This window comes from Thalassotalea hakodatensis, from assembly GCF_030295995.1.
In the GTDB taxonomy this organism is placed as follows: domain Bacteria; phylum Pseudomonadota; class Gammaproteobacteria; order Enterobacterales; family Alteromonadaceae; genus Thalassotalea_C; species Thalassotalea_C hakodatensis.
Genome location: NZ_AP027365.1, coordinates 1069689 through 1094829 on the forward strand (window position 1 = coordinate 1069689; position 25141 = coordinate 1094829).

General features: G+C 39.2%; 22 protein-coding genes. 14 read left to right on the forward strand and 8 right to left on the reverse strand.

Annotation, left to right across the window (positions count from 1 at the left end; genetic code table 11):
• The first annotated feature begins 2 nt into the window (after window positions 1–2).
• The 12 genes from nuoE to hppD all read left to right on the forward strand — a co-directional run bounded on the left by nuoE (window position 3) and on the right by hppD (window position 15089).
• Window positions 3–533, forward strand: a complete 531-nt coding sequence (gene nuoE / locus QUE72_RS04615; protein ID WP_286271851.1) for an NADH-quinone oxidoreductase subunit NuoE — start codon at window positions 3–5, stop codon at window positions 531–533.
• Window positions 530–1840 (forward strand): NADH-quinone oxidoreductase subunit NuoF, encoded by a 1311-nt coding sequence (nuoF, locus tag QUE72_RS04620; RefSeq protein WP_074500547.1) that lies wholly within the window; start codon window positions 530–532, stop codon window positions 1838–1840. Before nuoE ends, nuoF begins: the two co-directional genes overlap by 4 nt.
• Window positions 1833–4664, forward strand: a complete 2832-nt coding sequence (gene nuoG / locus QUE72_RS04625; RefSeq protein WP_286271852.1) for an NADH-quinone oxidoreductase subunit NuoG — start codon at window positions 1833–1835, stop codon at window positions 4662–4664. Before nuoF ends, nuoG begins: the two co-directional genes overlap by 8 nt.
• Window positions 4657–5628, forward strand: a complete 972-nt coding sequence (nuoH, locus tag QUE72_RS04630; protein ID WP_286271854.1) for an NADH-quinone oxidoreductase subunit NuoH — start codon at window positions 4657–4659, stop codon at window positions 5626–5628. The genes nuoG and nuoH overlap by 8 nt, the downstream gene beginning before the upstream one ends.
• Window positions 5628–6143 carry an NADH-quinone oxidoreductase subunit NuoI gene (gene nuoI / locus QUE72_RS04635; protein WP_074500542.1) on the forward strand — a complete coding sequence of 172 codons (516 nt, stop codon included), beginning with the start codon at window positions 5628–5630 and terminating at the stop codon, window positions 6141–6143. Before nuoH ends, nuoI begins: the two co-directional genes overlap by 1 nt.
• The gene (gene nuoJ / locus QUE72_RS04640) at window positions 6140–6664 is read left to right on the forward strand and encodes an NADH-quinone oxidoreductase subunit J (RefSeq protein WP_083602155.1); all 525 of its coding nucleotides are present in this window, start codon (window positions 6140–6142) and stop codon (window positions 6662–6664) included. Before nuoI ends, nuoJ begins: the two co-directional genes overlap by 4 nt.
• Window positions 6661–6972, forward strand: coding sequence for an NADH-quinone oxidoreductase subunit NuoK (gene nuoK / locus QUE72_RS04645; RefSeq protein ID WP_074500540.1), 312 nt, complete (start codon window positions 6661–6663; stop codon window positions 6970–6972). Before nuoJ ends, nuoK begins: the two co-directional genes overlap by 4 nt.
• Window positions 6969–8846: an NADH-quinone oxidoreductase subunit L gene (gene nuoL / locus QUE72_RS04650; protein ID WP_286271856.1), complete on the forward strand. Its 1878-nt coding sequence runs from the start codon at window positions 6969–6971 to the stop codon at window positions 8844–8846. The genes nuoK and nuoL overlap by 4 nt, the downstream gene beginning before the upstream one ends.
• Window positions 8843–10291, forward strand: coding sequence for a complex I subunit 4 family protein (locus tag QUE72_RS04655; RefSeq protein ID WP_286271859.1), 1449 nt, complete (start codon window positions 8843–8845; stop codon window positions 10289–10291). Before nuoL ends, QUE72_RS04655 begins: the two co-directional genes overlap by 4 nt.
• Window positions 10292–11719, forward strand: a complete 1428-nt coding sequence (locus QUE72_RS04660; protein ID WP_286271860.1) for an NADH-quinone oxidoreductase subunit N — start codon at window positions 10292–10294, stop codon at window positions 11717–11719.
• Between the two features lie 287 nt (window positions 11720–12006).
• Window positions 12007–13764, forward strand: a complete 1758-nt coding sequence (locus tag QUE72_RS04665; RefSeq protein WP_286271862.1) for a DEAD/DEAH box helicase — start codon at window positions 12007–12009, stop codon at window positions 13762–13764.
• A gap of 281 nt (window positions 13765–14045) precedes the next feature.
• Entirely contained in the window at window positions 14046–15089 is a 1044-nt protein-coding gene (gene hppD, locus QUE72_RS04670) for a 4-hydroxyphenylpyruvate dioxygenase (RefSeq protein WP_286271865.1), read from the forward strand.
• 94 nt (window positions 15090–15183) lie between these two features.
• On the opposite strand, the gene QUE72_RS04675 is transcribed toward hppD, so the two are convergent.
• From QUE72_RS04675 to can, 3 genes are all read right to left on the reverse strand, one after another.
• A complete protein-coding gene (locus QUE72_RS04675; RefSeq protein ID WP_286271867.1) occupies window positions 15184–15714 on the reverse strand; it encodes a PilZ domain-containing protein in 531 nt (176 codons plus the stop codon).
• A 7-nt stretch (window positions 15715–15721) separates the two neighbouring features.
• Entirely contained in the window at window positions 15722–15877 is a 156-nt protein-coding gene (locus QUE72_RS04680; protein WP_286271868.1) for a hypothetical protein, read from the reverse strand.
• A gap of 185 nt (window positions 15878–16062) precedes the next feature.
• Complete coding sequence (can, locus tag QUE72_RS04685; protein ID WP_286271869.1) at window positions 16063–16674, reverse strand: carbonate dehydratase; 612 nt, start codon at window positions 16672–16674, stop codon at window positions 16063–16065.
• A 291-nt stretch (window positions 16675–16965) separates the two neighbouring features.
• On the opposite strand from can, the gene ppiC reads away from it, so the two are divergent.
• A complete protein-coding gene (ppiC, locus tag QUE72_RS04690) occupies window positions 16966–17244 on the forward strand; it encodes a peptidylprolyl isomerase PpiC (RefSeq protein WP_286271871.1) in 279 nt (92 codons plus the stop codon).
• Window positions 17245–17331: 87 nt separating this feature from the next.
• Here ppiC and QUE72_RS04695 read toward each other — a convergent pair whose 3' ends face one another.
• Window positions 17332–20328: a TonB-dependent receptor gene (locus QUE72_RS04695; protein ID WP_286271872.1), complete on the reverse strand. Its 2997-nt coding sequence runs from the start codon at window positions 20326–20328 to the stop codon at window positions 17332–17334.
• Between the two features lie 557 nt (window positions 20329–20885).
• A complete protein-coding gene (locus tag QUE72_RS04700; RefSeq protein WP_286271873.1) occupies window positions 20886–21053 on the reverse strand; it encodes a DUF2897 family protein in 168 nt (55 codons plus the stop codon).
• 295 nt (window positions 21054–21348) lie between these two features.
• Between QUE72_RS04700 and QUE72_RS04705 the strand changes: the two genes are divergently transcribed.
• A complete protein-coding gene (locus QUE72_RS04705) occupies window positions 21349–22515 on the forward strand; it encodes a methyl-accepting chemotaxis protein (RefSeq protein ID WP_074496644.1) in 1167 nt (388 codons plus the stop codon).
• A gap of 35 nt (window positions 22516–22550) precedes the next feature.
• On the opposite strand, the gene QUE72_RS04710 is transcribed toward QUE72_RS04705, so the two are convergent.
• The 3 genes from QUE72_RS04710 to QUE72_RS04720 all read right to left on the reverse strand — a co-directional run bounded on the left by QUE72_RS04710 (window position 22551) and on the right by QUE72_RS04720 (window position 25091).
• The gene (locus tag QUE72_RS04710) at window positions 22551–23168 is read right to left on the reverse strand and encodes a PilZ domain-containing protein (RefSeq protein ID WP_074496643.1); all 618 of its coding nucleotides are present in this window, start codon (window positions 23166–23168) and stop codon (window positions 22551–22553) included.
• Window positions 23169–23239: 71 nt separating this feature from the next.
• Window positions 23240–23851 carry a TetR/AcrR family transcriptional regulator gene (locus tag QUE72_RS04715; protein WP_074496642.1) on the reverse strand — a complete coding sequence of 204 codons (612 nt, stop codon included), beginning with the start codon at window positions 23849–23851 and terminating at the stop codon, window positions 23240–23242.
• Between the two features lie 10 nt (window positions 23852–23861).
• Window positions 23862–25091: a threonine/serine exporter family protein gene (locus QUE72_RS04720; RefSeq protein ID WP_074496641.1), complete on the reverse strand. Its 1230-nt coding sequence runs from the start codon at window positions 25089–25091 to the stop codon at window positions 23862–23864.
• Window positions 25092–25141: the final 50 nt, after the last annotated feature.

Consider the following 25141-nt stretch of genomic DNA (forward strand, 5'->3'; position numbering starts at 1 on the left):
TTATGACGATAGATTTAAACCGTAACTTATTAACATTGGACTATCTTACTGAGCAAGAGAAGTCAGCTATTGATCATGAGTTACAGATCATGGAAACACGGGAAGCTTGCAGTATCGAAGCGTTAAAAATTGTACAACTGCAACGAGGTTGGATCAGTGATGAATCGCTGCATGCAATTGCTGCCTATTTACGAATACCGTCAGCAGATTTAGAAGGTGTTGCAACGTTTTATAATCTTATTTACCGCCAACCTGTCGGTAAATACGTGATCCATGTATGCAACAGTATCAGTTGCCATTTGTGTGGTTATAGTGAGGTGATGTCTGCGATTAAAAGTCATTTATCGATAGATTATGGCCAAACTACTTCTGATGGCATGTTCACCTTACTGTCAAATGCTTGTTTAGGGGCCTGTGATCGTTCACCTGTTATGATGATAGGAAATGAACAGTATCAAAATCTCACGCCACAAACGGTGGTAGATATCTTAGAAACTTTGCATGCGGCAGAAAATAAAGAGGTGAGCAGATGACACCTCTTACACATCCGTTAACGCACTTGGTTAATGTCAATAACCCGTTAAGTCTCAAGGACTATTGCCAACAAAAAGGTTATACAGCTGCGAAAAAAGTGCTTTCAGAGTATACGCCAACAGAGGCCTTAGAGGTTGTGAAAAATTCAGGTTTAAAAGGTCGTGGCGGTGCGGGTTTCCCTACAGGCATGAAGTGGAGCTTTTTACCTGACTTTGAAGAAGGAGATCCAAGAGCAAGGGAACCTAAATACCTTATCTGTAACGCTGATGAAATGGAGCCCGGTACGTTTAAAGATCGATTGTTATTAGAAGGCGTTCCACATCAGCTTATTGAATCAATGATTATTGCCGGTTATATCATTGGGGCAACGTGTGCTTATATATTTTTAAGGGGGGAATACCATCTTGCGGCGAAACGACTCCAGCAAGCGATCAACGAAGCCTATCAAGCAAACTGGTTAGGTAAAGATATTCAGCAAAGCGGCTTTAATCTTGAGTTACATTTACATACCAGTGCTGGGCGCTATATTTGCGGTGAAGAAACGGCGCTGATTAATGCTTTAGAAGGCAAGCGAGCAATCCCTCGGGCGAAACCACCTTTTCCACAAGTGGCAGGTTTATTTGGTAAACCCACTATCGTAAATAACGTAGAAACCTTAAGTAATTTACCCCATATTTTTGCTCACGGTGTTGAGTGGTATCAACAGCACGCGTCAGAAAGTGATGCCGGAACTAAAATTTATGGTGCATGTGGTCGCATCAATACCCCAGGGCTGTGGGAGCTGCCGATGGGAGTCAGCATAGGAAAGCTTTTAAATGATCACGCGGGTGGTATGTGCGAAGGCTTAACATTAAAAGGATTATTACCCGGTGGCGCGTCAACAGACTTTCTGTTACCCGAGCATTTAGATGTGGCGATGGATTACGATTCGATCGCCAAGGCTGGCAGTCGCTTAGGAACAGGCGGGCTTATTGTGTTAGATGATAAAAATTGCCCTGTTGCCATGGTTAAAAATATTATGCAGTTTTTCGCGCAAGAATCTTGTGGTTGGTGTACACCGTGTCGTGATGGCACACCTTGGGCATTGGAAATTTTAACAAGAATAGAGCAAGGAAAAGGCACATCAACAGATATTGATGAGCTTTATCGATTATGTGATTTTATGTGGATTGGGAAAACGCATTGTGCGTTAGCCCCAGGTGCAGTAGGGCCATTAAGAAGCGCATTAAACTACTTTACTGATGATTTCTTGCAGCATATTGAGCATCACTGTTGCCCATATCAAAAAAGGGGGCTTCATGGATAACCAATCACTGACTATTTATATCGACGGCGAAGCTTATCAAGTTGACAGTAATGACAATTTACTTGCTGGTGTACTGTCTAATAAGTTAAATCTACCTTACTTTTGTTGGCATCCTGCTATGGGCTCTGTTGGTGCTTGCCGTCAATGTGCTGTGACGCAATATCAAGACGAGCATGATGAAAAAGGTCGTATCGTAATGGCCTGTACCACGCCTGTGACGGAAGGTATGCGCATTAGTATGAAAGATCATTCTTCGCGGGAATTTCGTGAACAGGTGATTGAGGCAATGATGACAAACCATCCGCACGATTGCCCTGTATGCGCAGAAGGGGGGGAGTGCCATTTACAAGACATGACCGTGATGACTGGCCACACATCTCGTCATTATGAGGGATTAAAGCGTACGTTCACAAATCAAGATTTAGGGCAATTTGTTGGTCACGAAATGAATCGCTGCATTACTTGTTATCGTTGTGTTCGTTTTTATAAAGATTATGCAGGCGGAGAAGATCTTGGTGTGTTTGGCTCTAAAAACCAAGTGTACTTTGGTCGACAAGAAGATGGACAACTAGAAAGTGAATTTAGCGGAAACCTAGTGGAAGTTTGTCCAACAGGGGTGTTTACCAACAAACACTTCTCAGCACATTATACGCGTAAATGGGATTTACAATCAGCGCCTTCTATTTGTGCAAATTGCTCTGTGGGTTGCAATATTAGCGTGGGTGAAAGATATGGTAGTGTGAGACGAGTCATGAACCGTTATCATCATGAGTTAAATGGTTATTTTATCTGTGATCACGGGCGTTTTGGGTTAACGTATGTCAATAGCAGCAAACGATTATCCAGTACTAAGGGTATTAATCATTCGTCGCCAATGGGCTTAAAAAAACAAGATGTTATTCGTGCTTTGTTGCCTTATCGGAAAAAGCAATTTTTAGCGATAGGATCAGGCCGAGCTAGTATTGAAAGCAATCAGTTATTAAAAGAAGTGGTGGGCGCTGGAAATTTTTCTACAGGTTTTTCAACAGCACAGCTGCCTTTTGCTAAAAAGCATGCAGAGTACTTATCACGACATCAACCGGTTTCTTTAGCTGAAATAGAACAAGCAGATTTTGTACTCATCATTGATGAAGATATTACGCAAAGTGCGTCAAGAGTTGCTTTATCGGTAAGACAAGCATTACGTAATAAGGGTATTGCGCGGGCCGAAAGTATGGGGATACCGTCCTGGCAAGATAGTGCAGTAAGAACGATAGCCGCGGAACAAAAATCACCGTTATATATTTTTACCAGTGTCGGCACTAAATTAGACTCTGTAGCGACTGCTCGATATTTGCAATCGCCAGAAGAAACAAAGCTGGCGATTGAACAATTAATTGAAGTATTAACAAACAAGGCTCGAAATAAAGAAGTAACATCTGATATTTTTCAAATTGCTGATGCGATCAATCAGGCGAAAAATCCTTTGATTATCAGTGGGTGGAGCCATCAACATTATGGTCTATTCTCGTCTAGCATTAGGTTAATTGATGCGGTTAAAACGTGTCATACTAATAGCCGTTCACTGCTAACAGCACCGGAAGCGAATACGGTAGGGCAATTATATTTAACCCAAGAAAATACAAAAGCCGTTGAACAAATAATCACGCAAGTGATAAACGATCAAGACATTGCTGGATTGATTGTCCTAGAGCATGAATTATCGAGTTTATCGGATAGACAAATTGAATGCTTAAAGGGTGCTAATAAATTTTGTATTGCAATAGACCACAGTGATAGTAACTTTACCCAAGCTGCTAATATGGTGTTACCTGCAACGCCTGTGACTGAATCTCAGGGACATTTTGCTAATTATCAAGGAAGGGTTCAACCTTTCTTCGCTGTGACACCCGCTGTACTACCGATACAAAATGCTTGGCAGTGGTTATGTTTGGTGGCAAATGGTTTAGAGAAATTAACCGATGAAATAACATTTATTAATAGCTTTTCAGCGTTACATCAATGGTTTAAAGAGCATATTCCCCATTGGCCAATAACGCTAACAATGAACGATTTGTCAATCGCTAGAGAGCCACATAGAGCAAGTGGTAGAACAGCTAAAATGGCCAATCAATCGGTTCATGAAGCCAAAACAACACAAAGTGAAGAGGCTTTTCACTTTTCAATGGAAGGGGGAGCGATTGATTCAGGCGATAAAATGCCCTTCGTGTGGGCGCCAAGTTGGAATTCAAATCAAGCAATCACGTTTTATCAACAGCGGCCTAATGGCCCTTTAATAAAAAGACAATCTGCGACTTTTTTACCTTTCACAGAACAGCCTGTTAACCAACATCAAACTGAAGAAAACGGTAAACAGGCTATCGCTAATAACACCGAGATTAGTTTAGCGGTGAGTATCCCATGGCTTCGTCGTGCTTGGTTAACAAAACAACAAGCTGAATTTAACATGTTAGTGCAACCTAATGTGTTATATGCATCACAAAACTATGCCGACCAACATCAATTAGCCACCAAGCAATGGGTAAAAGTGTCGTTATCTCAAAGCATAGATTCAACAAGAGTTGATGTATTCGCTCAGTTAATGATTGATGCGGATTTACCGGATGATCACCTTTTCTTACAAGCAGATGAGTTGCATGAAAACCATTGGCAGTTAGTTAATGTTATTTTGGCTGATGAACAAGCACTTGAACAATGGCAGTTACAAGTTGAGCAGCGTTTGACGTTGGCTAAACTAGAACAAGAGAACACGTTAAAAAGACTGAAAGAAAAAGATCAAACGATACCAATCCGGTTAGTGTCTGGAGGATTAGAGGATGTTTGATACATGGTTAAAACTGCTTGAAATCACCATTATATTAGGCTTGCTTATTCCCTCTGCAGCAATGCTGGTTTGGGTGGAACGTCGCTTAATCGGTCTTTGGCAAGATAGATTAGGTCCAAACAGGGTAGGCCCTTTTGGCATTTTACAGTCGTTCGCTGATTTAATAAAAATTCTTGGCAAAGAAGATTGGGTGCCACCCTTTAGTGACAAATTAGTGTTTATTATTGCACCTGTTATCGGTGCTGTTTGTGTGTTAATGAGTTTTGCTGTTATTCCTTTTTCACCGAATATCGGGGTTGCTGATTTAAATATTGGTTTATTGTTCTTTTTAGCAATGGCCTCGCTTGCTGTTTATTCTGTAGTACTTGCAGGGTGGGCATCAAATTCTAAGTACGCATTACTCGGCGGTATGCGGGCTGCAGCACAAACGGTGAGTTATGAAGTGTTTATGGGATTGTCACTAATGGGGGTTGTGCTGTTAAGTGGTAGCTTTAACTTACGAGAAATTGTGTTAAGCCAACAATCAGGATGGTTTATTCAAACGCAATTTGTTGGCTTTATTGTTTTTTTTATTGCGGGTATTGCAGAAAGTCATCGTTTGCCGTTTGATTTACCAGAAGCCGAAACTGAATTAACAGCAGGCTTTCATACGGAATATTCTGGGCTGAAATTTGCACTGTTTTTCTTAGGCGAATATCTTGGCGTGATGCTAATTTCCTGTATGTCTGTGGTGTTATTTTTTGGTGGCTGGCTAATGCCTGAGCCTTTAGCATCATGGCTTCCGCCGCTTGTTTGGTATTTATTAAAAGTAAGTGTGTTGGTGATGGTGTTTATTTTATTGCGTACATCACTGCCGCGTCCGAGGTTTGATCAATTACTGCTGTTTGGCTGGAAATATATGCTGCCACTCGCGTTAGTTAATTTGCTGGTAACAGCAGTGTTGGCGTTAACGGAGGTGATTTAATGTTGAGTCAATTGCGAACGATGTGGTTGGTGCTAAAGCATACGTTTACCAAAGCTGATACGGTTGAGTACCCTGAAAAAAAACCGTACTTAGCGCCACGGTATCGTGGCAGAATTGTGTTAACAAGAGAGCCTGACGGTCAAGAGCGTTGCGTTGCTTGTAATCTTTGTGCGGTTGCTTGCCCTGTAGACTGTATTGCATTGCAGCAAACGGTTGATGATGACGGTAGAATGCGAGCTGAGTTTTTTAGAATTAACTTCTCGCGATGTATCTTATGTGGTTTTTGTGAAGAAGCTTGCCCGACATATGCTATTCAATTAACCCCCGATGTTGAACTTGCTGAGTATGATCGCCAAAGTTTAGTGTATGAAAAACATCATTTATTAATCGATGGTGTCGGAAAGTATCCAGATTATAGTTTCTATCAGCAATCAGGGATCTCAATAAAAAACAAAGGCAAAGGTCAAGGCAGCCAAGAGAAGCCTCCGATTGATGTGAAGGGTCTTATGCCATGAGTTTTTCTCCGTTGGTAACCATGTTTTACCTTGCCGCACTGATTGCCATCGTTGCGAGTATCAAGGTGGTAACGCGAAAAAACACCGTACATGCGTTGTTGTATTTAGTGATATCACTGATTGCCGTTGCTGTTTGTTTCTACCTTATGGGAGCCCCTTTTGCTGCAGGGTTAGAGGTGATTGTTTATGCTGGCGCTATCTTAGTATTGTTTGTCTTTGCCATAATGTTGTTTGGTTTACGAGAAGATGAAACTCACTACACTCCCCCTCATAAAGGCCTTTCAATGTGGTTAGGACCTGTTGCTTTAGCCTTAGTGTTGTTAGCTCAATTGTTATATACCATCAATCATCAGGGGATACAGCAGCAACTTTCTGCGACGGTAATTGATTCAAAACAGGTTGGGATATTGTTGTATGGTCCTTACTTACTTGCTGTTGAAATTGCATCATTTCTATTACTGTCAGGCTTAATTGCAGCTTATCACTTTGCAAAAGATGTTACGTACGGAGGTCAAAAATGACGGCTATTCCGTTAGAACATATTTTAATTTTAGCCAGTGTTTTATTTCTGATTGGCTTTGTTGGCGTCATCGTACGTAAAAATGCCCTGTTTATTTTGATGAGCTTAGAGGTGATGCTCAATGCCACCGGTGTAGCATTCATTGGTGCCGGGAGTGTTTGGCAGCAAGCTGATGGACAAGTTATGTTCATGTTGATATTAACGCTTGCAGCTGCAGAGGTGGCGGTTGGTCTAGCTTTATTAATTCGTATGAAACATCAATATCGTTCACTCGACATCGATGTATTATCTGATTTGAAAGGGCAATGATGATGATTTTAGCTTGGTTGCCGTTTTATCCGTTGATTAGTTTTGCACTGTTAATCGTTTTTCAACGGCAGTTATCGTGGCAGCTTGCTAGTGTTATTAGTGTGACAACAGTGTTTTTATCTGCCATATCAAGTGGTTATTTGATGTGGCAGCTCACCTTTAATGATGTTTCTAGCTTGTCTGTCAATCTCTGGCAATGGTTTACCTTAACCAGTTTTGATACAGGGGCAACACACCCTGTTAATATTGCATTTTATTTAGATCGACTTTCAGCGGTTATGGTCTGTGTAGTGAGCGGCGTAGGTTTTCTTATCCATTGTTTCGCGGCTGCATATATGAAAGAAGATCCGCATTTTCATCGTTTTATGGCATACATGAATTTGTTTCTAGTTGCGATGTTGTTATTAGTACTTGCTGATAATTTAGTCTTGCTTTATTTAGGTTGGGAAGGAGTAGGGTTATGTAGCTTCTTGTTGATTGGTTTTTGGTATGAAGTCCCTGAAAATGCTGCCGCGGCAAGAAAAGCGTTTATCATGACACGTATAGGTGATACTGCATTAGTTATCGGTTTGCTTTTACTTTTCACCAGCCTCAATTCACTTGAAATAAATACCTTAAATACGTTAGCACAAGGAGAATGGCCGTTAACTGAACAGCGAACGTTCTGGATAACGTTACTCTTGTTAGGTGGTGCTGTAGGTAAATCTGCACAATTACCATTACAAACCTGGTTGCCTGATGCTATGGCTGGTCCAACTCCCGTGAGTGCCTTAATTCACGCAGCTACTATGGTAACAGCGGGGGTTTATTTAATAGCTCGGATGCATAATGTTTTTATTCAGTCGCCAGAGGTGATGACATTAATCGCTTGGATTGGTGCATTAACGTTGTTACTTGCTGGCATAACGGCGTTAGTGCAGTCAGATATTAAGCGAATTCTTGCCTACTCTACCATGAGCCAAATAGGCTATATGATGTTAGCACTAGGCGCTGGTGCTTGGAGCGCGGGTGTATTTCATTTAATGACACATGCGTTTTTTAAGGCATTACTTTTTTTGACTGCTGGTGCAGTGATATATGCCTTACATCATCAACAAAACATTTTTAAAATGGGGGGCTTATTAAAGCGATTACCGGTTGAATCTGCATTTTTTATTGTCGGTCTAGCTTGTTTGGTTGCCTTACCAGGTACTTCAGGGTTTTTCTCAAAAGAAGCCATTATTGGCCACTTATGGCAATCTCCTACGGCAGGCCCTATTTTTTGGTGGTTAGCGATAATAGGTGCCCTAATTACATCAATTTATAGTTGTCGGTTATTCTTTTTAGCCTTTATGGGTAGCGCAAGAGAAAATATATCAATAGTAAAAAATGACGGAGTGCTAATTAAAGGGTCGCTGAGTTTGTTGGTGATTCTGTCATTGCTCGGTGGTTGGCTGAATATTGATCTAACCTCTGTCTTTCAACCATTAACAACGCAAATGATGAAGCAAGAACCTTCTTGGCTACACAGTGTTGCGGTTGCTACCCCCTTTATTGGTATTGCCTTTTCTTGGTGGTTTTTTCGTGAATACCGTTTGGGTCATACAACAAAAATTGCCCAGTCTTATCAACGTATTGAAATAAATAGGTTTAAACGTTGGTGTTATTCAGGCTTAGGTTTTGACACCTTATATACACAATTGGTTGTTGTGCCTTTTACCTTCATTGCTAAGGTTAATCGTAAGGATCTCATCGATCAATTGGTGATGTTGTGTGCTTGGTATGCCAAACTGCTACGTGACGTTGCTGCCTCTTTACAAAATGGCTTATTACGCTGGTACGCTGCTGCTTTTGCTTGTGGGTTAATACTTTGGTTAGGAGCGTGGTTAGTATGATTATCCTGTTAATGATTGCGTTACTACTTGTCTTTGCGTTACTCGCGTGGAGTGTTGAAAAATATCTTATTCAAGCACCTAAAATCATCGCGCTTATAGCTCTTGTTATCGTAAGTCTTTTATTTTGTTTTCAGTTGTTTCAAGCTGAACATAGTTTTGAAACATGGACGGTAATTGTTGATGCTACATGGATCGAAGCTTTCAATATTAAACTGCAATTTTCACTTGATCAGCTTAGTATTTTATTGATTTCGTTAACGCTATTACTTGCGTGTATTGCGATAGCCATTTCATGGCAAGAAGTGAGTGAACGGCAGGGGTTTTATTACTTTAATATACTTTGTGCAATTGCTGGGATCATTGGCGTCTTTGTTGCGAGTGATGTTTTTTTATTTTTTGTGTTTTGGGAAGTGATGCTGTTACCGATAACAGCGCTGATTGCAATATGGGGGCATGAAAGTCGTTATTTTGCTGCTGTGAAGTTTTTTGTCTTTACCCAAGTGAGTAGCTTATGCATGTTAGTGGCGATTATTATGCTTGCTTTCATGCATCAACAGCAGGTTGGACAATTCAGTTTCCTATATAGTGACTGGCAACAATTAGCATTTTCACCAGAAACCGCAACGTTCCTTATGATTGGCTTTTTCATCGCATTTGCCGTGAAGTTACCTTCTGTACCATTTCATTCTTGGTTGCCTGACGCTCACACTCAAGCTCCAACAGCAGGCAGTGTATTGCTGGCAGGTGTTTTATTGAAAACAGGTGCATACGGTTTGATTCGTTTTGTTATTTTACTGTTTCCAAATGCCAGCATGCAGTTTGCGCCTATCGCCATGACCCTGGGGGTTGTGAGTATTTTGTATGGCGCGAAAATGGCGTTTGCACAATCGGATTGCAAACGTTTAATTGCTTATAGCAGCATAAGCCATATGGGTTTTGTGATGATGGCATTATTTGCTTTTAACTATAATGCGTTTAATGGCGCTATTGTGACGATTATCGCCCACGGTATTAGCAGTGCCGCTCTCTTTTGTTTAGCAGGGATGATCTATCATCGTATTCACACCAGAGATTTAGCCCGAATGGGTAATATAGCGTTAAGTGCGCCTTGGATGGCAGGAGTCACTTTAGTGTTTGTTGCTGCTGCATTTGGCATACCGGGCCTGGCAAACTTTATCGGTGAGTTTTTTAGTCTACTTGGCGTATTTGCGGTTTCGCCATTACATGCATTATTAGCGACACTCGGAATGATTGGCTCAGCTATCTATGGCCTACGTTTATTTCAAACTGCTTTTCATGGTGTAAAACCTGATAATACTGCGACGAAGATAGAAGACTTATCGATAAGAGAAGGGGCGATCTGCTTGGTGTTAGCTGTACTGCTTCTGTTAATCGGAATTTACCCTCAAGCGTTATTACAATTTACTTTTCAAGGGGGTTATTAAATGTCGTTAAATACTTGGCTTTTATTGACCCCTCAATTACTCATTGCCCTAGGAGTAGTATGTTGCTTGTTGCTTATTTCTTGGCAACGTAGCCAACAACTTATCGCTTGGTTTACCTTAATGGTAATGCTGGTAACGATTGTTGCTACGGTATCGTTAATTGGGCAAACAGCAGTACATATTACTGAGTTAATATATGTTGATAGTTTTTCTTTGGTCGCCTTTTTGTGGGTGTTACTGGCGGGATTTTCCGCTGTTTATATGAGTAAAGCTTATTTACACAGTCACCTAGAAGTTCATGATGAATTTTATTTATTACTCTTACTTACTGTGCTTGGTGCTGGGGTTTTAGTTGCTAGTGATCATTTTGCGAGTTTATTTCTTGGTTTTGAATTACTAAGTATATCATTAGTAGGTTTAACGGGGTATTTTCGACACCAACGGCATGCTATTGAAGTTAGTTTTAAATATTTAATACTAAGTGCCAGTGCTTCAAGCTTTATGTTACTGGGCATTGCCTTTCTGTATAGCCAAACGGGCAGTTTATCTTTTGTGCAAATACAGCCAGAAAATGCCGATAATATGATCGCGCAAATGGGCTTTTTACTGTTTATCGCAGGTATTGGCTTTAAACTCTCATTAGTGCCGTTTCATTTTTGGACGCCTGATGTTTATCAAGGTTCACCAACGCCAGTGACCTTTGTATTAGCCACTATTTCTAAAAGCGCGATGTTTATTGCATTGGCTAAATGTATTTATGTAGAAGGCTTTCAAACACTGGTTGCATTACCAAGCATTCATCATGCGTTAAGTGCTTTAGCTATTATTTCTATGATTGTGGGAAACTGTTTAGCGCTAGGTCAAAACAATATTAAGCGTATTCTAGCTTTTTCTTCGATTGCCCATATGGGGTACTTGATGATTGTTTTATTGGTACATCAACAACAGTCAATACTGTTAGCAAGACAAGCGGTGTTGTTTTATTTATTCGCTTATTTAATAGCAAACATTGCGATATTTGGCATGTTAGTGTTAATTGAGCGAGATCGCAATGTTGGTAATAATATTGAGTTAGCACACTGGAAGGGAATGTTTTGGCATTCGCCCTATAAAGCTTTTGTGCTTATTGTGGCAGTGTTAAGTTTGATAGGTATACCGTTAACTGGTGGTTTTATCGGCAAGTTTTATCTGATGATATTAGCGGCAAATAATGCATTGTGGCCATTATTGATTGCGCTGATTGTAGGGAGTGGTATTGCATTAGGCTACTATTTACCAATGATTTTTCAGTTGTTTAAACAAGATGTTGTTAAAATAAGCCACATTACAACTTGGCGTACTCGACTGTGGCTTAGCGTTATCTTCTTGTTAAGTATTGGTGTCGGTATTTTGCCTGATGTGATTATTACTCCTTTATTAAATTTTTAATGCCAGTTTGGCTAAGCTAAAAGTATTATTCACAGTAACTAGTTAACTGTATGGTCAAATTATGCACTTATTACTTGTTTGTTTTGTTATATTCTGTATAATGCGCGCCTCGTTGTTAGGGCTCGGATGCTTTAGCAAGAATCTTGAAGTGGGGCGATCCCAATAGACTTGATCTGTACTGCACTGACGTGCTACCTCTATTTGTAAAGTCTTCCTGGTGGTTTCCTCTTTATATCGCGTAAAGCTTGTTAGTTTACAAGATGCTTTACCATGGGAAGACAAAATATATGTTAAATACCGACAATGCCGTTACCGGCTTTGCTAGCCTAGGCTTGCCTGAAAATATCCTTTCTGCTGTTACTTCACTTGGTTTTGACCAAGCAACACCGATACAAGCGAAAACAATTCCGTCATTATTGGAAGGGTTTGATGTACTAGGTGAAGCACAAACAGGTACAGGTAAAACAGCTGCATTCAGTTTACCAGCGTTAACTAAAATTGATACGTCAATACGTAAGCCTCAAATGCTTGTATTGGCACCAACGCGTGAACTTGCTATTCAAGTTGCAGAAGCGATTGAAACCTTCGCAAAAAATATCAAAGGTTTAAAAGTAGCTACTTTATACGGTGGTCAATCATATGGACCACAGTTTCAACAACTGGAGCGTGGTGCTCAAGTTGTGGTAGGTACACCTGGACGTTTAATGGATCATTTACGTCGTAAAAGTTTAAAACTTGCTGATCTTAAAGTATGTGTACTTGATGAAGCCGATGAAATGCTAAACATGGGCTTTTTAGAAGACATTGAGTGGATCCTTGAACATTTACCTGAAAAAACGCAAATGGCATTATTTTCTGCCACTATGCCTGCACAAATTCGTAAGGTCGCGAATCGCTTCTTAACCGATCCTGTGCATGTAAAAATAGCAGCAGAAAAAAAGGCAAAAGCGAATATTGAACAACTTGCATGGAAAGTAAGTGGTATCAATAAGATGACTGCTTTAGAACGCATTGCTGAAACGATTGAATATGATGCGATGATTATTTTCGTACGTACGCGAAGTGATACGGTTGAAGTTGCTGAAAAATTAGAAAGAGCTGGTTACCCAGCACTTGCCTTAAATGGTGACATGAACCAAGCACAACGTGAACGCGCTGTAGATCAAATTAAATCATCTAAAGCGTCAATTTTAATTGCAACAGACGTAGTTGCCCGCGGTTTAGATATCCCGCGTATTTCTACGGTAATTAACTATGATTTACCGGGTGATACCGAATCGTACGTTCACCGTATTGGTCGAACAGGCCGTGCGGGTAGAACAGGTACTGCAATTTCATTCGTAAGACCACGTGAAATGTATTTATTACGTCAATACGAACGTTTAACCTCAGGTACAATTAGTGCGTTTGAATTGCCAAGTATTCATGAAATTGGTAAAGCACGTATTGCACGTACGCAAACGGAATTGAAAAATTTGCTTGAGCAAAAAGATATTGCTGACATGCGTGAAATTATTGAAGGGATGGCAAATGACACTGAACTCTCAATGACAGATATCGCAGCCGCTTTATTGTTCTTGAAACAAGTTAAACAACCACTTCGCCCTAAAGAAGATCCTAAGCCTCGCCGTGAAGCTCGTGATAGAGATAACAATCGTTCTCGTGATGGAAGAGGTCGTGATAGCAGAGATAATCGTGGTGAAAGAGAACGCCCTCGTCGCTCAAAAGTGGCACGAAATGATGTGGATTGGCAAACTTACCGTTTAGAAGTTGGCAAAGAGCATGGTGCCAAGCCTGGTGATATTGTTGGCGCTATTGCCAATGAAATAGCACTAGACAGTGGTTATATTGGTCAGATCAACTTACATGATCGTCATACGTTTGTTCAATTACCAAAAGGGATGCCAGAGAAAGCCTTTAATCAATTGAAACGCGTACGTGTACGTCGTCAAGCATTAGAGATTTCTGTGTCACAAGCACCTGTTGTAACAGATAAGCCTAAAAGACGAAATGATAGGACACGAAAACCAGCTCGGGTTTCATAATTATTGAAGAAAGCGCCAAATAGGCGCTTTTTTTTCGTCCAAGTATAAGTCAGTTTTACTGTTTATTATCTAACGTTAAACAGACAAATTCATTCTGTGTACCTAATTATTTACAGCTTCTTTGTACGGCCTGATTGGGCTAGCTTTTAGTTGCTTTAAACTTCAGCAATCTTATCGTACAAATTCATTTACGATACAGGCAAAAATCTTGATCTCTCGACACTTTTACTGAAGATTTTTACTCGTAATAATAGCATCAAGAAATCAATGAGAGATAACTTATGACTAACGCAGAAAACCCTTTAAAACTTTGTGGTATCGAGTTTACCGAATACGCAACGCCCGATTCTGATTTTATGGAAAAAGCATTTTATGGCTTTGGTTTTTCGAAAACGAAAAAATTTAAAGGTCGCGACATTGAATACTTCAACCAAAATGATATTCATTTTTTATTGAACAACGAGCAAAAAGGCTTTTCGCGTGAGTTTGCTAAAGCACATGGCCCTGCTATTTGTTCAATGGGGTGGCGAGTAGAAGATGCTGAATTTGCCTTTGAACAAGCGATTGCGCGTGGTGCTAAGTCGGCTCAAGAAGAAGCAAATAAACTGCCGTATCCTGCCATTTATGGTATCGGTGATAGCTTAATTTACTTTATTGATAAATTTGGCGATAAAGGTTCAATTTACCAAGATGACTTCGAACCATTAGACAACCCTGTTGAAGTAGAAGACAAAGGTTTTAAAGCAGTTGATCACCTCACTAACAATGTCTACCAAGGTACAATGGAACATTGGGCAAACTTTTATAAAGACGTATTTGGCTTTACAGAAGTACGTTATTTTGACATTAAGGGTGAAAAATCTGCGCTTGTTTCATATGCATTACAATCACCTTGCGGTAACTTTTCTATTCCGATTAATGAAGGTAAGGGTACAAGCAATAACCAAATTGATGAATACTTAGATGAATATGATGGACCAGGTGTACAGCATCTAGCATTTATTACTGACGATTTAGTTGGCTCGCTAGATAAGATTGATAAATCTATTATCGACACATTAAACATTGTGCCAGAATATTATGATGATGTATTTGACCGTATTCCTTGGGTGAAAGAAGATAAAGATCGTATTCGTGAACACCAAATTTTAGTGGATAGCCAACAAGAAAATTCATATTTGTTGCAAATTTTTACTAAGAATATATTTGGACCTATATTCATTGAAATGATCCAACGAGTTGATGACAAAGGATTTGGTGAAGGTAACTTTACTGCGCTGTTTAAGTCTATTGAATTAAATCAAATGGAACGTGGTGTATTGTAGGTATTAACACAATTTACTAGCAATATTACGTAGTGATATATGATGAAAAATCCAGTAGTTGAACTACTGGATTTTTTTGTTTTACTATCCGTAATCACAAAATGCTGGTATCAATAAATAACTGTTCTAGTAATGTTGCTACTTGTTGATCACCTTCATTAAATTGAATACCAACATTGACTCGACCCTTTTCATTGCGACTATTGCACACTCTTGCTGGTATGCGCATTTCTCCAGTCGCGTAGTGGGTAACGCATACAAAAATATCACGTTGCTTAACATTGACAATGTCACTACTTGCTTTAAAGGTGAACCCGCATCCTTTCAGTGATAAATCTACAATGATGCCATTTAACTCGATATTACTTTGATCGGGGGCATTTAATGATATTGCCGCAGGTAAATGTGTAGTTATTCGTTGATGAGCTCTTAGTTGACGATTTTCAATCTTTTTGGGGTAGTTAAGAAAAATCAGCTTTTCTGGAGACTGTGTGATGTTGCGAATCGTTGCTTTAAAAGCAAAGCAGCATCCTTTGTCGCCTTCAAGTAAATAGCGAATAATGGCAACATTGCCTCCAATTAATACATCATTAAAGTTATCAGAAGTTGATGGATACTTTAGCATGATATATTTACCCGTTTCGTACCCGATTGATTAGCGGAAGCCTTAATCTAACTTGCACAGGGTGGTTTACTTGAAAATCGAGGACTTTACCAGGTAATAATTCGAAAAAGTTATTTGATTCTTCTTCCTCAACAGGTAGGGGGCTTACTGCTAAATCTGCCATTAATCATCCTTAATTTCATGTACATTAAACGACTTGTACATGTTGTTATTTTTTTAACCAATATAAACAAGGTTAAAAATAATGACAATCCTTAATAATAAAAAGTTAGGTATAACTAGGCGACAATAGGACAAAATTAAAAGATAAAAAAACCGGCGAGTTGCCGGTTTAGTCAAATATACGTTTTACTTTGGTAGCTTTTCTGCACCAGAAGATACGTGTAAATCTTTTAAAATACCGTCAGCTAAATTGTAAACAAAACCATGTATAGTCAGTTGTTGCCCTGACTCCCAAGCATTGCGTACGATCGTGGTATTACACACATTTGCCACTTGTTCAATGACATTAAGTTCGCATAAGGTATTAAACTTCTCGGTGTGATCAGTAATTGCATCCAACTTTTCTTGATGAAAGCGGTGTACGTCTTCAATGTGGCGTAACCAATTATCAATCAGACCGTAGCTGTCTTTATCCATTGATGCTAACACACCGCCACAACCATAGTGACCACAGACAATTATGTGTTTTACTTTTAAGTAATCAACGGCAAACTGAATGACAGATAAACAATTAAGATCAGTATGGATCACCTGATTTGCGATATTTCGGTGAACGAATACTTCTCCGGGTAACATGCCAAGTAACTCATTAGCAGGCACACGAGAATCTGAACAACCAATCCAAAGGTATTCCGGTTTTTGCTGTTTTGCTAAGGTGTCGAAAAACGTAGGATCTTCTTGATTAATTTTATCTGCCCAAGCGCGGTTATTTTTAAAAAGGTGGTCTATGTTTGACATATGGCTCTACTTATCGCTCTACACAAATGAATAATAGACATTTTATGTCACTTTCGACTTTATTGTAAGTCCGACCAATATCTTATTTGGGTATAATTCATTCTTATAGGGCTGATTGGTTAGATTTATTATTAGGATCATATTGCGTGATTTTTAGCTATTAAGCAGTCCACGCTAGGGTTTTGTGATGAATATTTTGCATGTGAACAAAAATTATATCGCAAAGTTAAGCACAGATTAGGGTAAATCGATTACAATAAACGTCATTGATCTTGGTAGAAAAGGTAAGTTATGGCAACGGCATGTGCGCGTCATATATTGGTAAAAAATGAAAAAAAAGCGAATGATCTAAAGAGTAAAATTGACAAAGGCGCTGACTTTGGTCAACTGGCGAAGAAGTTCTCCACTTGTCCTTCTGGTAAAAAAGGGGGGGATTTAGGCGAGTTTAAGAAAGGTCAGATGGTTAAAGCGTTTGATGATGTCGTGTTTAAAAAAGAAGTGCTTAAAATTCATGGACCCATTAAAACACGATTTGGCTATCATTTAATTCAAACCATTTATCGTAGTTGATTTCTTCATTAGAATTACAAGATAAAAAGCCGCTCAGTTGTTACTCAGCGGCTTTATCATTTACATTAACTTTTCATCAATTATTTTTTAAAAACGTGCTTCAAAGTTAAGTGTCGCAAATCGAGGTGTTTGCCAGTCAAGCGGTGCACCATAAAATTGGTTACGACCACCCGCTGTCCAGCCAATACCTTCATAGTTATCAACAATACTGACAGGTTGGCTATTGTCTAAGACATTGAAAATATCTAATGAAGCTCTCATGTCAATGCCTTTGACATTGAACGTATAACTTGCTGAAAGATCTAATCTAAATGTCCATGGGGTTGTGCCATTGCTACCACGAGGGTGATAGGTGATAGAGCCATCGTCTTGTGTGACGTAGTAAGTATCGCCATAGCTTCCGTATAGATCTTGATCTGTACTCCAGTAGCTACCACCTTGTATACCACGAGGGCGACCACTAGCTAACGTTGAATTCCAACCAAGAACAAATTGTTCAGTAACATTATAACTACCGAAGAACTTAAGTACATGGCGACGATCATTCGGTAAGTTACCGTAAGAACCATCCATTAATGCAGGGAAGTCAAAGTCAGTGGTTACACCAGCATCTGTTTGACCATTATCTGATTTAACCGCACCTTCGAAGTTACCATAACTGTGTGACCACGTATAACTTGCTGTCCATGAGAAGTCTTCTACTTTATATTTTAAGGTTGTTTCTAGTGCGTAATACTTGTTTTCACCTTTTGGTAACTGAACCGTTGTCGCATTATCATATTTAACTGGTGTGTCAGTATCAGCTAAGCCATCATCGTCAGCATCAGTGTAGAATATTGCATCTTTTCCTGGGTTGATCATTAAACAGTGCGCGTTTGAGTATTGACCACAGTAATCATCTAATGCTGAATCAACATAGCGGTAAGTACCTTTAACTAGCATTGAGTATTCATCAGACAACATTGTTTCATAGCCTAAGATATATTCGATTTTCGAAAATGGTTCGGCATTATTTGATACAAATGTTTTTTCTTCTGGGAACGTTGCTGTTGAGTTAACGACTTCTGAATTAGATTTAGTGCCATTAACCGGTGTTATACCAATAGGCTCGCCCGTTGTTGGATCAACGCCTGTAAAGGTATAGTGAGTCGTTCTATCATCAACCCCAGAAGCAGCGCGATAAATAGTATTGTTAGCTATTGGCAAATAATATTGGCCAAACGTACCAAACAGCTTACTTTCACCGTCACCTGTCGGATCCCATGAAAAACCTAAACGAGGTGCCACATCAGTCGTGAATGAACTAATAACACGACCCGTTACGCCGGTATTTTCGAAGTCATCAACACGTAAACCTAAGGTTAGCGTGAGATCATCACTTAGGGTCCAAACATCTTCAATGAAATAAGCTTTTATGTCACTGGTAAAGCCACCACCTTTTTCTTCATTAGAAAAGACACGGTCACGCACATAGTCTTGCGGCTGATCGCTGGTATTGGTAAATAGAACACCATCATTGCCTTGAATTGAAGCGCCTGGTTGTACTGTATAATACGTCCAAGAGTGACCGCCATCAGGACCTGTTGGAATATTAAAGCGTGTGGTATCGCGTTCTTGGCTTTCAATACCTGCTGTTATCGTGTGATCGCCGATGGTATATTCAAGATCTAACGCATATTGCGTGTTAGTATCGTTGTTTTCACCGTATGCACCACCAGGGCCACAGCTTACCGCAGGTGTTGTAACGTTATCGCGAGCCTCATTAACCGTTGAACAGGCGATATTAGAAGCACTTGTTTCATACTCTGTTTCAATACGACCAGCCATTGCTGTGACAATTAAATCATCAGTAATATAACCGGTGTAACTAATGCTGTGTGTTTCGCCTCCGCGTTTTCTGATTTGGGTACCTGTTTCGTTACCTACGACACCTTCACCATTATTGTTATAGGCAAAAATAGTTTCTTGAGTGTCAGATCTGTTTGAATAACCAAAATAGCTTAATCGGTGATTATCACTAATGTCCCAATCAATGGTTGCACCCCAAAATAAATTGTCGCCACCTGAAGATTCGCGTTTTCTGTATTGATTATTCGCTAAATAATGATCCCAAAATGATGGCTGAAAAGTTAAACTTTGTTTAGTACTTTTAGGATTAATAATGGCGTACATAAATAGCTTATCTTTGATGATAGGCCCACCAACAGAGAAGGTCATTTCTTTTTGGGTTAATTCATCAAGGCTTTCATCGCGGTAAATGGTGCCTGAACCGCCATTCGAACGCGCTATTTGTCGATCATCACTTCGCCATGATTCTGGCGAGTATGTACCAGTGACTGCAAATTCCCACTCATTGGTACCTTTTTTCGCTGTAGCATTGATGGCACCACCAGTGGCACGGCCGTAGCGAGCGGAGTAGCCGCCGGTTTTCACTTGGAATTCTTTATAAAATTCAAAAGGTAGTTCACCACAACCTAATCCATTACGTGTGTTGGTTACTTCCATGCCATTGATATAACATATATTTTCGGCAACAGAAGATCCACCAAATGAAGCAGTATTTGCACCAAAAGATTGATCACCTTGAACAACACCCGGAGCTAATAAAGCAACAGATGTTAAGTTACGATTGACTGGCATGCGATCAATTTCTGCCTCTCCGATAATGAGGCCTGAATCAGACGACGCTAAATCGAGTGTAGCAACGGAAGATGCGACCACTTGAATAACTTCAGTGTCATTGCTAGGCGCAGCAACCTCAAAGTTGGTGATGGTATTTTTACCAAGTGACACACGTACTTGTTCAAGTGCTAAAACGCGATTACCTTTAGAAACGGTCACCTCATAAATACCTGTAGGTAATTTTGCTAATCGATAACTACCATCATCGTCTAATTCAATACTACGAGTTGTTCCTGTATCTACGTTAACAGCTTTTACGATAATATCTGTTGCAACACCCTGTGTAACTGAAATTACACCTCTAATATCTTCTGCACTAGCCGTAGACATTCCGATTACTGAAGAAATGGCAATAGCGGTAAGTGAGCGGGTAAAAATCTTAGTATATCGAGATTTTTTCATTTTAAACTCCCTGGGACTTTCATCTAATTTTTGGTTGTTATGTCGCGCTAGTCATGTTTTGTTGCCATGAATGAAAACTTTCAATATGGCCTCATTACTAGCGTTGTGTTGATAGTAAGCTGTGCTTCTTTGATACTGCAATACAGAGGGGGGTAACGTTGGAAGTAGTTGAAATGATTTGAAATAATTCAAAATCATCAAAGTACTTTATTTTAAAGGCTTTTAATGAGTTAAACGAAAAAGTATGTATTTATTGACATAAATTCTACTGAAAAATCTGTAATCTACTTGAGGTGCGAATAAAGTTAATGAAAAACAAGTGGTTAAAATGTGTCGTTTTATAACACTCTGCTTTCAAGCTTCCTTTTTTTAATCTTTATTATTTTAGATTTTATTGTAATTAATTGAATTATATTAATAAAAGCTAGTTGTAAAGATATATTAACTGTTGTGGACTGTACAAAATCACAATAATTATATGCAAAACTGTAACTGAATTTTTATTGTGGTGATTTTGCGTAAAATATTTACAAACGATGTTTTGCCGTTGCTGAATACTACTCTTCTTGTTTGTCTTTTTTTCGCTGCTCTGCTTCACGTATTTTGATGTTTTTACGTTGCTCATCGGTTAACTTGAACTTCCGTGCTGATTGAAAGATAATCATCACTGCGCCAACGATGAATGCTAAACACAAAAAAATGAGTAGATAACTGTATATATTCATATGAATTTCCTTTGTTACATTTATTTAAACCTGTTAAACAACGTTAATTTCTAGCAATTCTAACTGCTGTTGCATGCTAAACACTGAGATTTCATCATAAGTTTTACCGTAAAATAACACGTTTATGGTGAAAGATATGTTGTTTTTTATCGTATTTTTGTTGTTAAAAAAGTCGCCAAATGTCAAATTTACCTGTAACGTTATGTCATTAGTATAACGACTATTATTGAGTCACATTCGCTCTCGTGTATTGTTGTTATACGTAAAATAAAAATAATTACATGATGGATAGATTATGGTGAATAAATTGCAATTTAAACTGCTTATTCCTATCGTTGGTGCAGGTATTTTAGCAATAATGACAGTAGCATTATTTGTAGGGCAGCTTTCTAAACTTGGTGCTATCACATTAATATTTATATTATGTTTATTGCAAGTAGCCATTAGTTATTGGTTTTTTAATCAACAAGTCGGAAGTCGTTTAGAAAAATTAAAACGTTATTTAGCTTTGGTAATTAGTGTTAATGAAGCACCATCTGGCCCACTAGTTGATTCGGGTAATGACGATTTAGCGTTAATGACACAAGATCTTGGTGGCTTTATTGATAACTTAAGTGATGTACTTGCTGAGATTAGGCGAGAATCAGTAAGATTAAGAGAGGGGGCAGGGTTATTAACCAGTCAAATAAGTGATGCCGTTATTGCTGTTGACCAATCTAGTGACCAAATTACGCAAATGGCTAATTCGATTGATAACGTCGCGTCTACATCATCGATGTTATCACAAAATGCAGCGCAAGTGAGTGATACTACAAGCGAAGTACTTGCCACCCTACAACATGGAACGGACTCTTCTTCAATAAGCCAAAAGACCATTGCAAATTTTGCCCAAGAAGTAACAGAAATGGCGCATGACCTAGCATTGTTGCAAGAAGAATGTGCACGAATAGGTTCAGTGTTAGATGTGATCCGTGGCATTGCTGACCAAACCAATTTACTTGCGTTAAATGCAGCGATTGAGGCAGCTAGAGCTGGTGAACAAGGTAGAGGCTTTGCTGTTGTCGCTGACGAAGTTAGAGCGCTTGCACACCGTACACAAGAATCAACCGTTGAAATTCAATCAATGGTAGAAGGTCTACAAGAAAAATCTAATAATGCGGTGCAATCTATTGCCAAAGGGCAAGCGCTTACTCAAGATAGCCTAACGCAATCGGAAGAAGTGGTTGCAGCTTTAAATAAAGTGGGTGAAGTATTTAAAGAAGTGAATAACTTAACCTCACAGATAGCGGCAGACACTGATGAACAACAACAAGCAACTGCATCTATTAATGATAATATGGCAACAGTTGTAACCTTAAGCCAAGAGTTACATGGTGCACTAAATAATATTGCAGAGCATGCTGAACGTCAAAAAGCCACATCGGAAGATGTAGATACCACGTTAAATAGGGTTTGCGTTTAATACAAACGTTGCATGTTAACTAAAGCTAACGGACGTTATTCGGCTTCTTTTTGTCTTCTTTTTGCCGCAAGTGCTTGTAAGTCTTTACTTTGTTTATGTAAACTTGCTCGCACTAATGCATCCCTATCTTCATCACGAATGAAATGGTAAACCACTTGGTATTCTTGTTGCGTAGAAGTCGTTTCATTATCAGGTTGAGCGGTATGATTAATAATTTCTCCGTAACAATAAATGGCGCAATTGTCAGTTGGGATGAATAGCTTAACCTCGATGAATGTACCAATGGTAAATGGTTGATCACAAACAAAGGTAAACCCGCCACCACCAAAACTAACTCCTTGATATCGCTTATTACTTTCATCTTGTTGCTGAACAATATAATCCATCAATAAATCAATTTTTCGTGCCTGATGGTTTAAGTAATCTATTAGTTGACCCGCAACACCACTGAGTGCTTGCAAAGGCTTTAAGGCTGCTTGATCTAAACTTGATATCTCAGAAGCCATAAGAAAGGGGGTAGGTATTGCATCTAAAAAACTCTGATAACTCGTCACTTGTGTGTCATTTAATGGGGTAACATTAACGGTGAAATTATGAGCAATAGAAAAAAACTCATTAAATTGGTCATGTTTATCTTGATTTGTTGTTGTCATCGCACACACACACTATTAGGAGCTTTTATTCAATTATGAAATAAATCAGCAAAGGACACAATCAATAGCAACTAATGATGTTGTTTTATCATTAAGTCAATTGCGCACTCGCACATTTGTTCGATACTTGATGGTTCAGTATATATGCCATCTATTGTTAATTTAGCAATACCATGTAACGTTCCCCAAACAACTTGTGACATTCTTAACGATGAATGTTCATTTGGTAGCAATTGTTGCTCTTGCCAATGATTAACCATCTCAACCTGTTGACTAAAAGTGGGATAAGCAGCTTTTTTAAGTTGCTCACTAACGTTGTTAGATTGCCAAATAGTATGCCCAAACATCAGGTTATATAAATGAGGATTACTCGTGGCAAAATCTAAGTAGCGATAGACAAAATTACGATATTGGGTTTCAATCTTGGAATTTTTATTATTTGCGATATCGTCTGCAATAGAACGCCACTGTGTAAAGCCCTTTGCGGCAATAGCACAAAGCAAGTCATGTTTGTCAGCAAAATGATGGTATGCAGCCGTTCTTGAAACGCCTGATTTCTCTGCGAGTTTACGTAAAGAAAGCGCTTCAATTCCCTTTTTAGACAGCATGTTCGTGGCGTTATCAAGTAAGGTTTGATAAAGATCACCGTGATGATACGCCATTTTTTCTACGGTTTTTGTCATGTTATATATTCTACAAAGATTTTCGTGGAGGGATAACCACATTGGCAAAAATTAACCCTGCAACTAGTGACATAAAAATGAGAAAAGCTTGCGAATTAATATCTGACGTATTAGCTAAAATCATTTGACCTGATACCGCAATGTTTAAGCCCATATACACTTTACTGCCTGGCACAAGTACAACTAAGCCGAGAATTTTTACTAGGCTGGAAGGTAAATTCATAATACGTGAGAACAGGTTACTATAAATGCCCAATGCGAAGGCTCCGACAAATGCGCCCAATGCAACACCTAAATAACTAGCCCCCCAAAGGCTAGCACTAAAAGCGATATAGCCTGAGAGTATGCCCCATGGCGCATCTTTCTTACGTGCTTTAAATAAAATAACAAGGCTAATTGATAACACAGTAACTGAAGCCCAAGAGGTCCAATCGGGAAGTGTTAAGGGTTCAATATAGTCAGCAACACCCCATAACTTATTGCCAAGGGCCATCCCTAGTACAGCGCCGAAATACAATTTGAACATAACCATAATGGCATCCATAACTCGTGCTGTGCCTGAGATTAAATTACGTGCAGCAAGTTCAGATAAGCCTAACGTTAGTGCTAAACCGGGGATTAGCGCGATAACCGCAGAAAGAATGACTAAAGGGGCGTTAATACTTGGATCGTAATTGGTAATCAATGAAGCGAATAATGCGCAAAGTAACGCAGATATTGGCTCTAGCATATCAGTAACACGCTTAGATTTTTCCGCCCAAAAGACAATTAAGCAAACGAATAGGCCGAGAATTGTCGACCAAAAAACATCATTCCAACTAGTATGCATTAGCATGGCGAATGCCCCGCTAGATGCGCCGAACGCGAAAAAAGTCAGCACTTTTCCATAAGGGTTGGGTTTATTAACAATTTCGTCTAACCGTTCGATTGCATCAGTTAATGTTCGCTGACCAGAACTTAATTCATCCACTAACTCATCGGTACGCGCCAAGGCGCCTAAATCTAAATCGCCAGGATTTACTCGCACTAAGTGATTATATTCTTGATTTTCTTCGTCATCAGAAAGAATAAAAGTTAACGATGTTGGAGTAACAATAAAGCTGGCATATAACCCTAAAAATTGTGAGACGCTTTGTAAGTGAGCTTCTAAGCGGTAAGCGGGGGTACCAAATTTATGTAATGCTTTACCCAAGCGAATAATAAATCGTCTTTTTTGGTGAAACTCATCAAGGTTGCTCATAAATTTGATCCGCAGCGAAGTTATTGCCGTTAACTATTTGATATTTTATG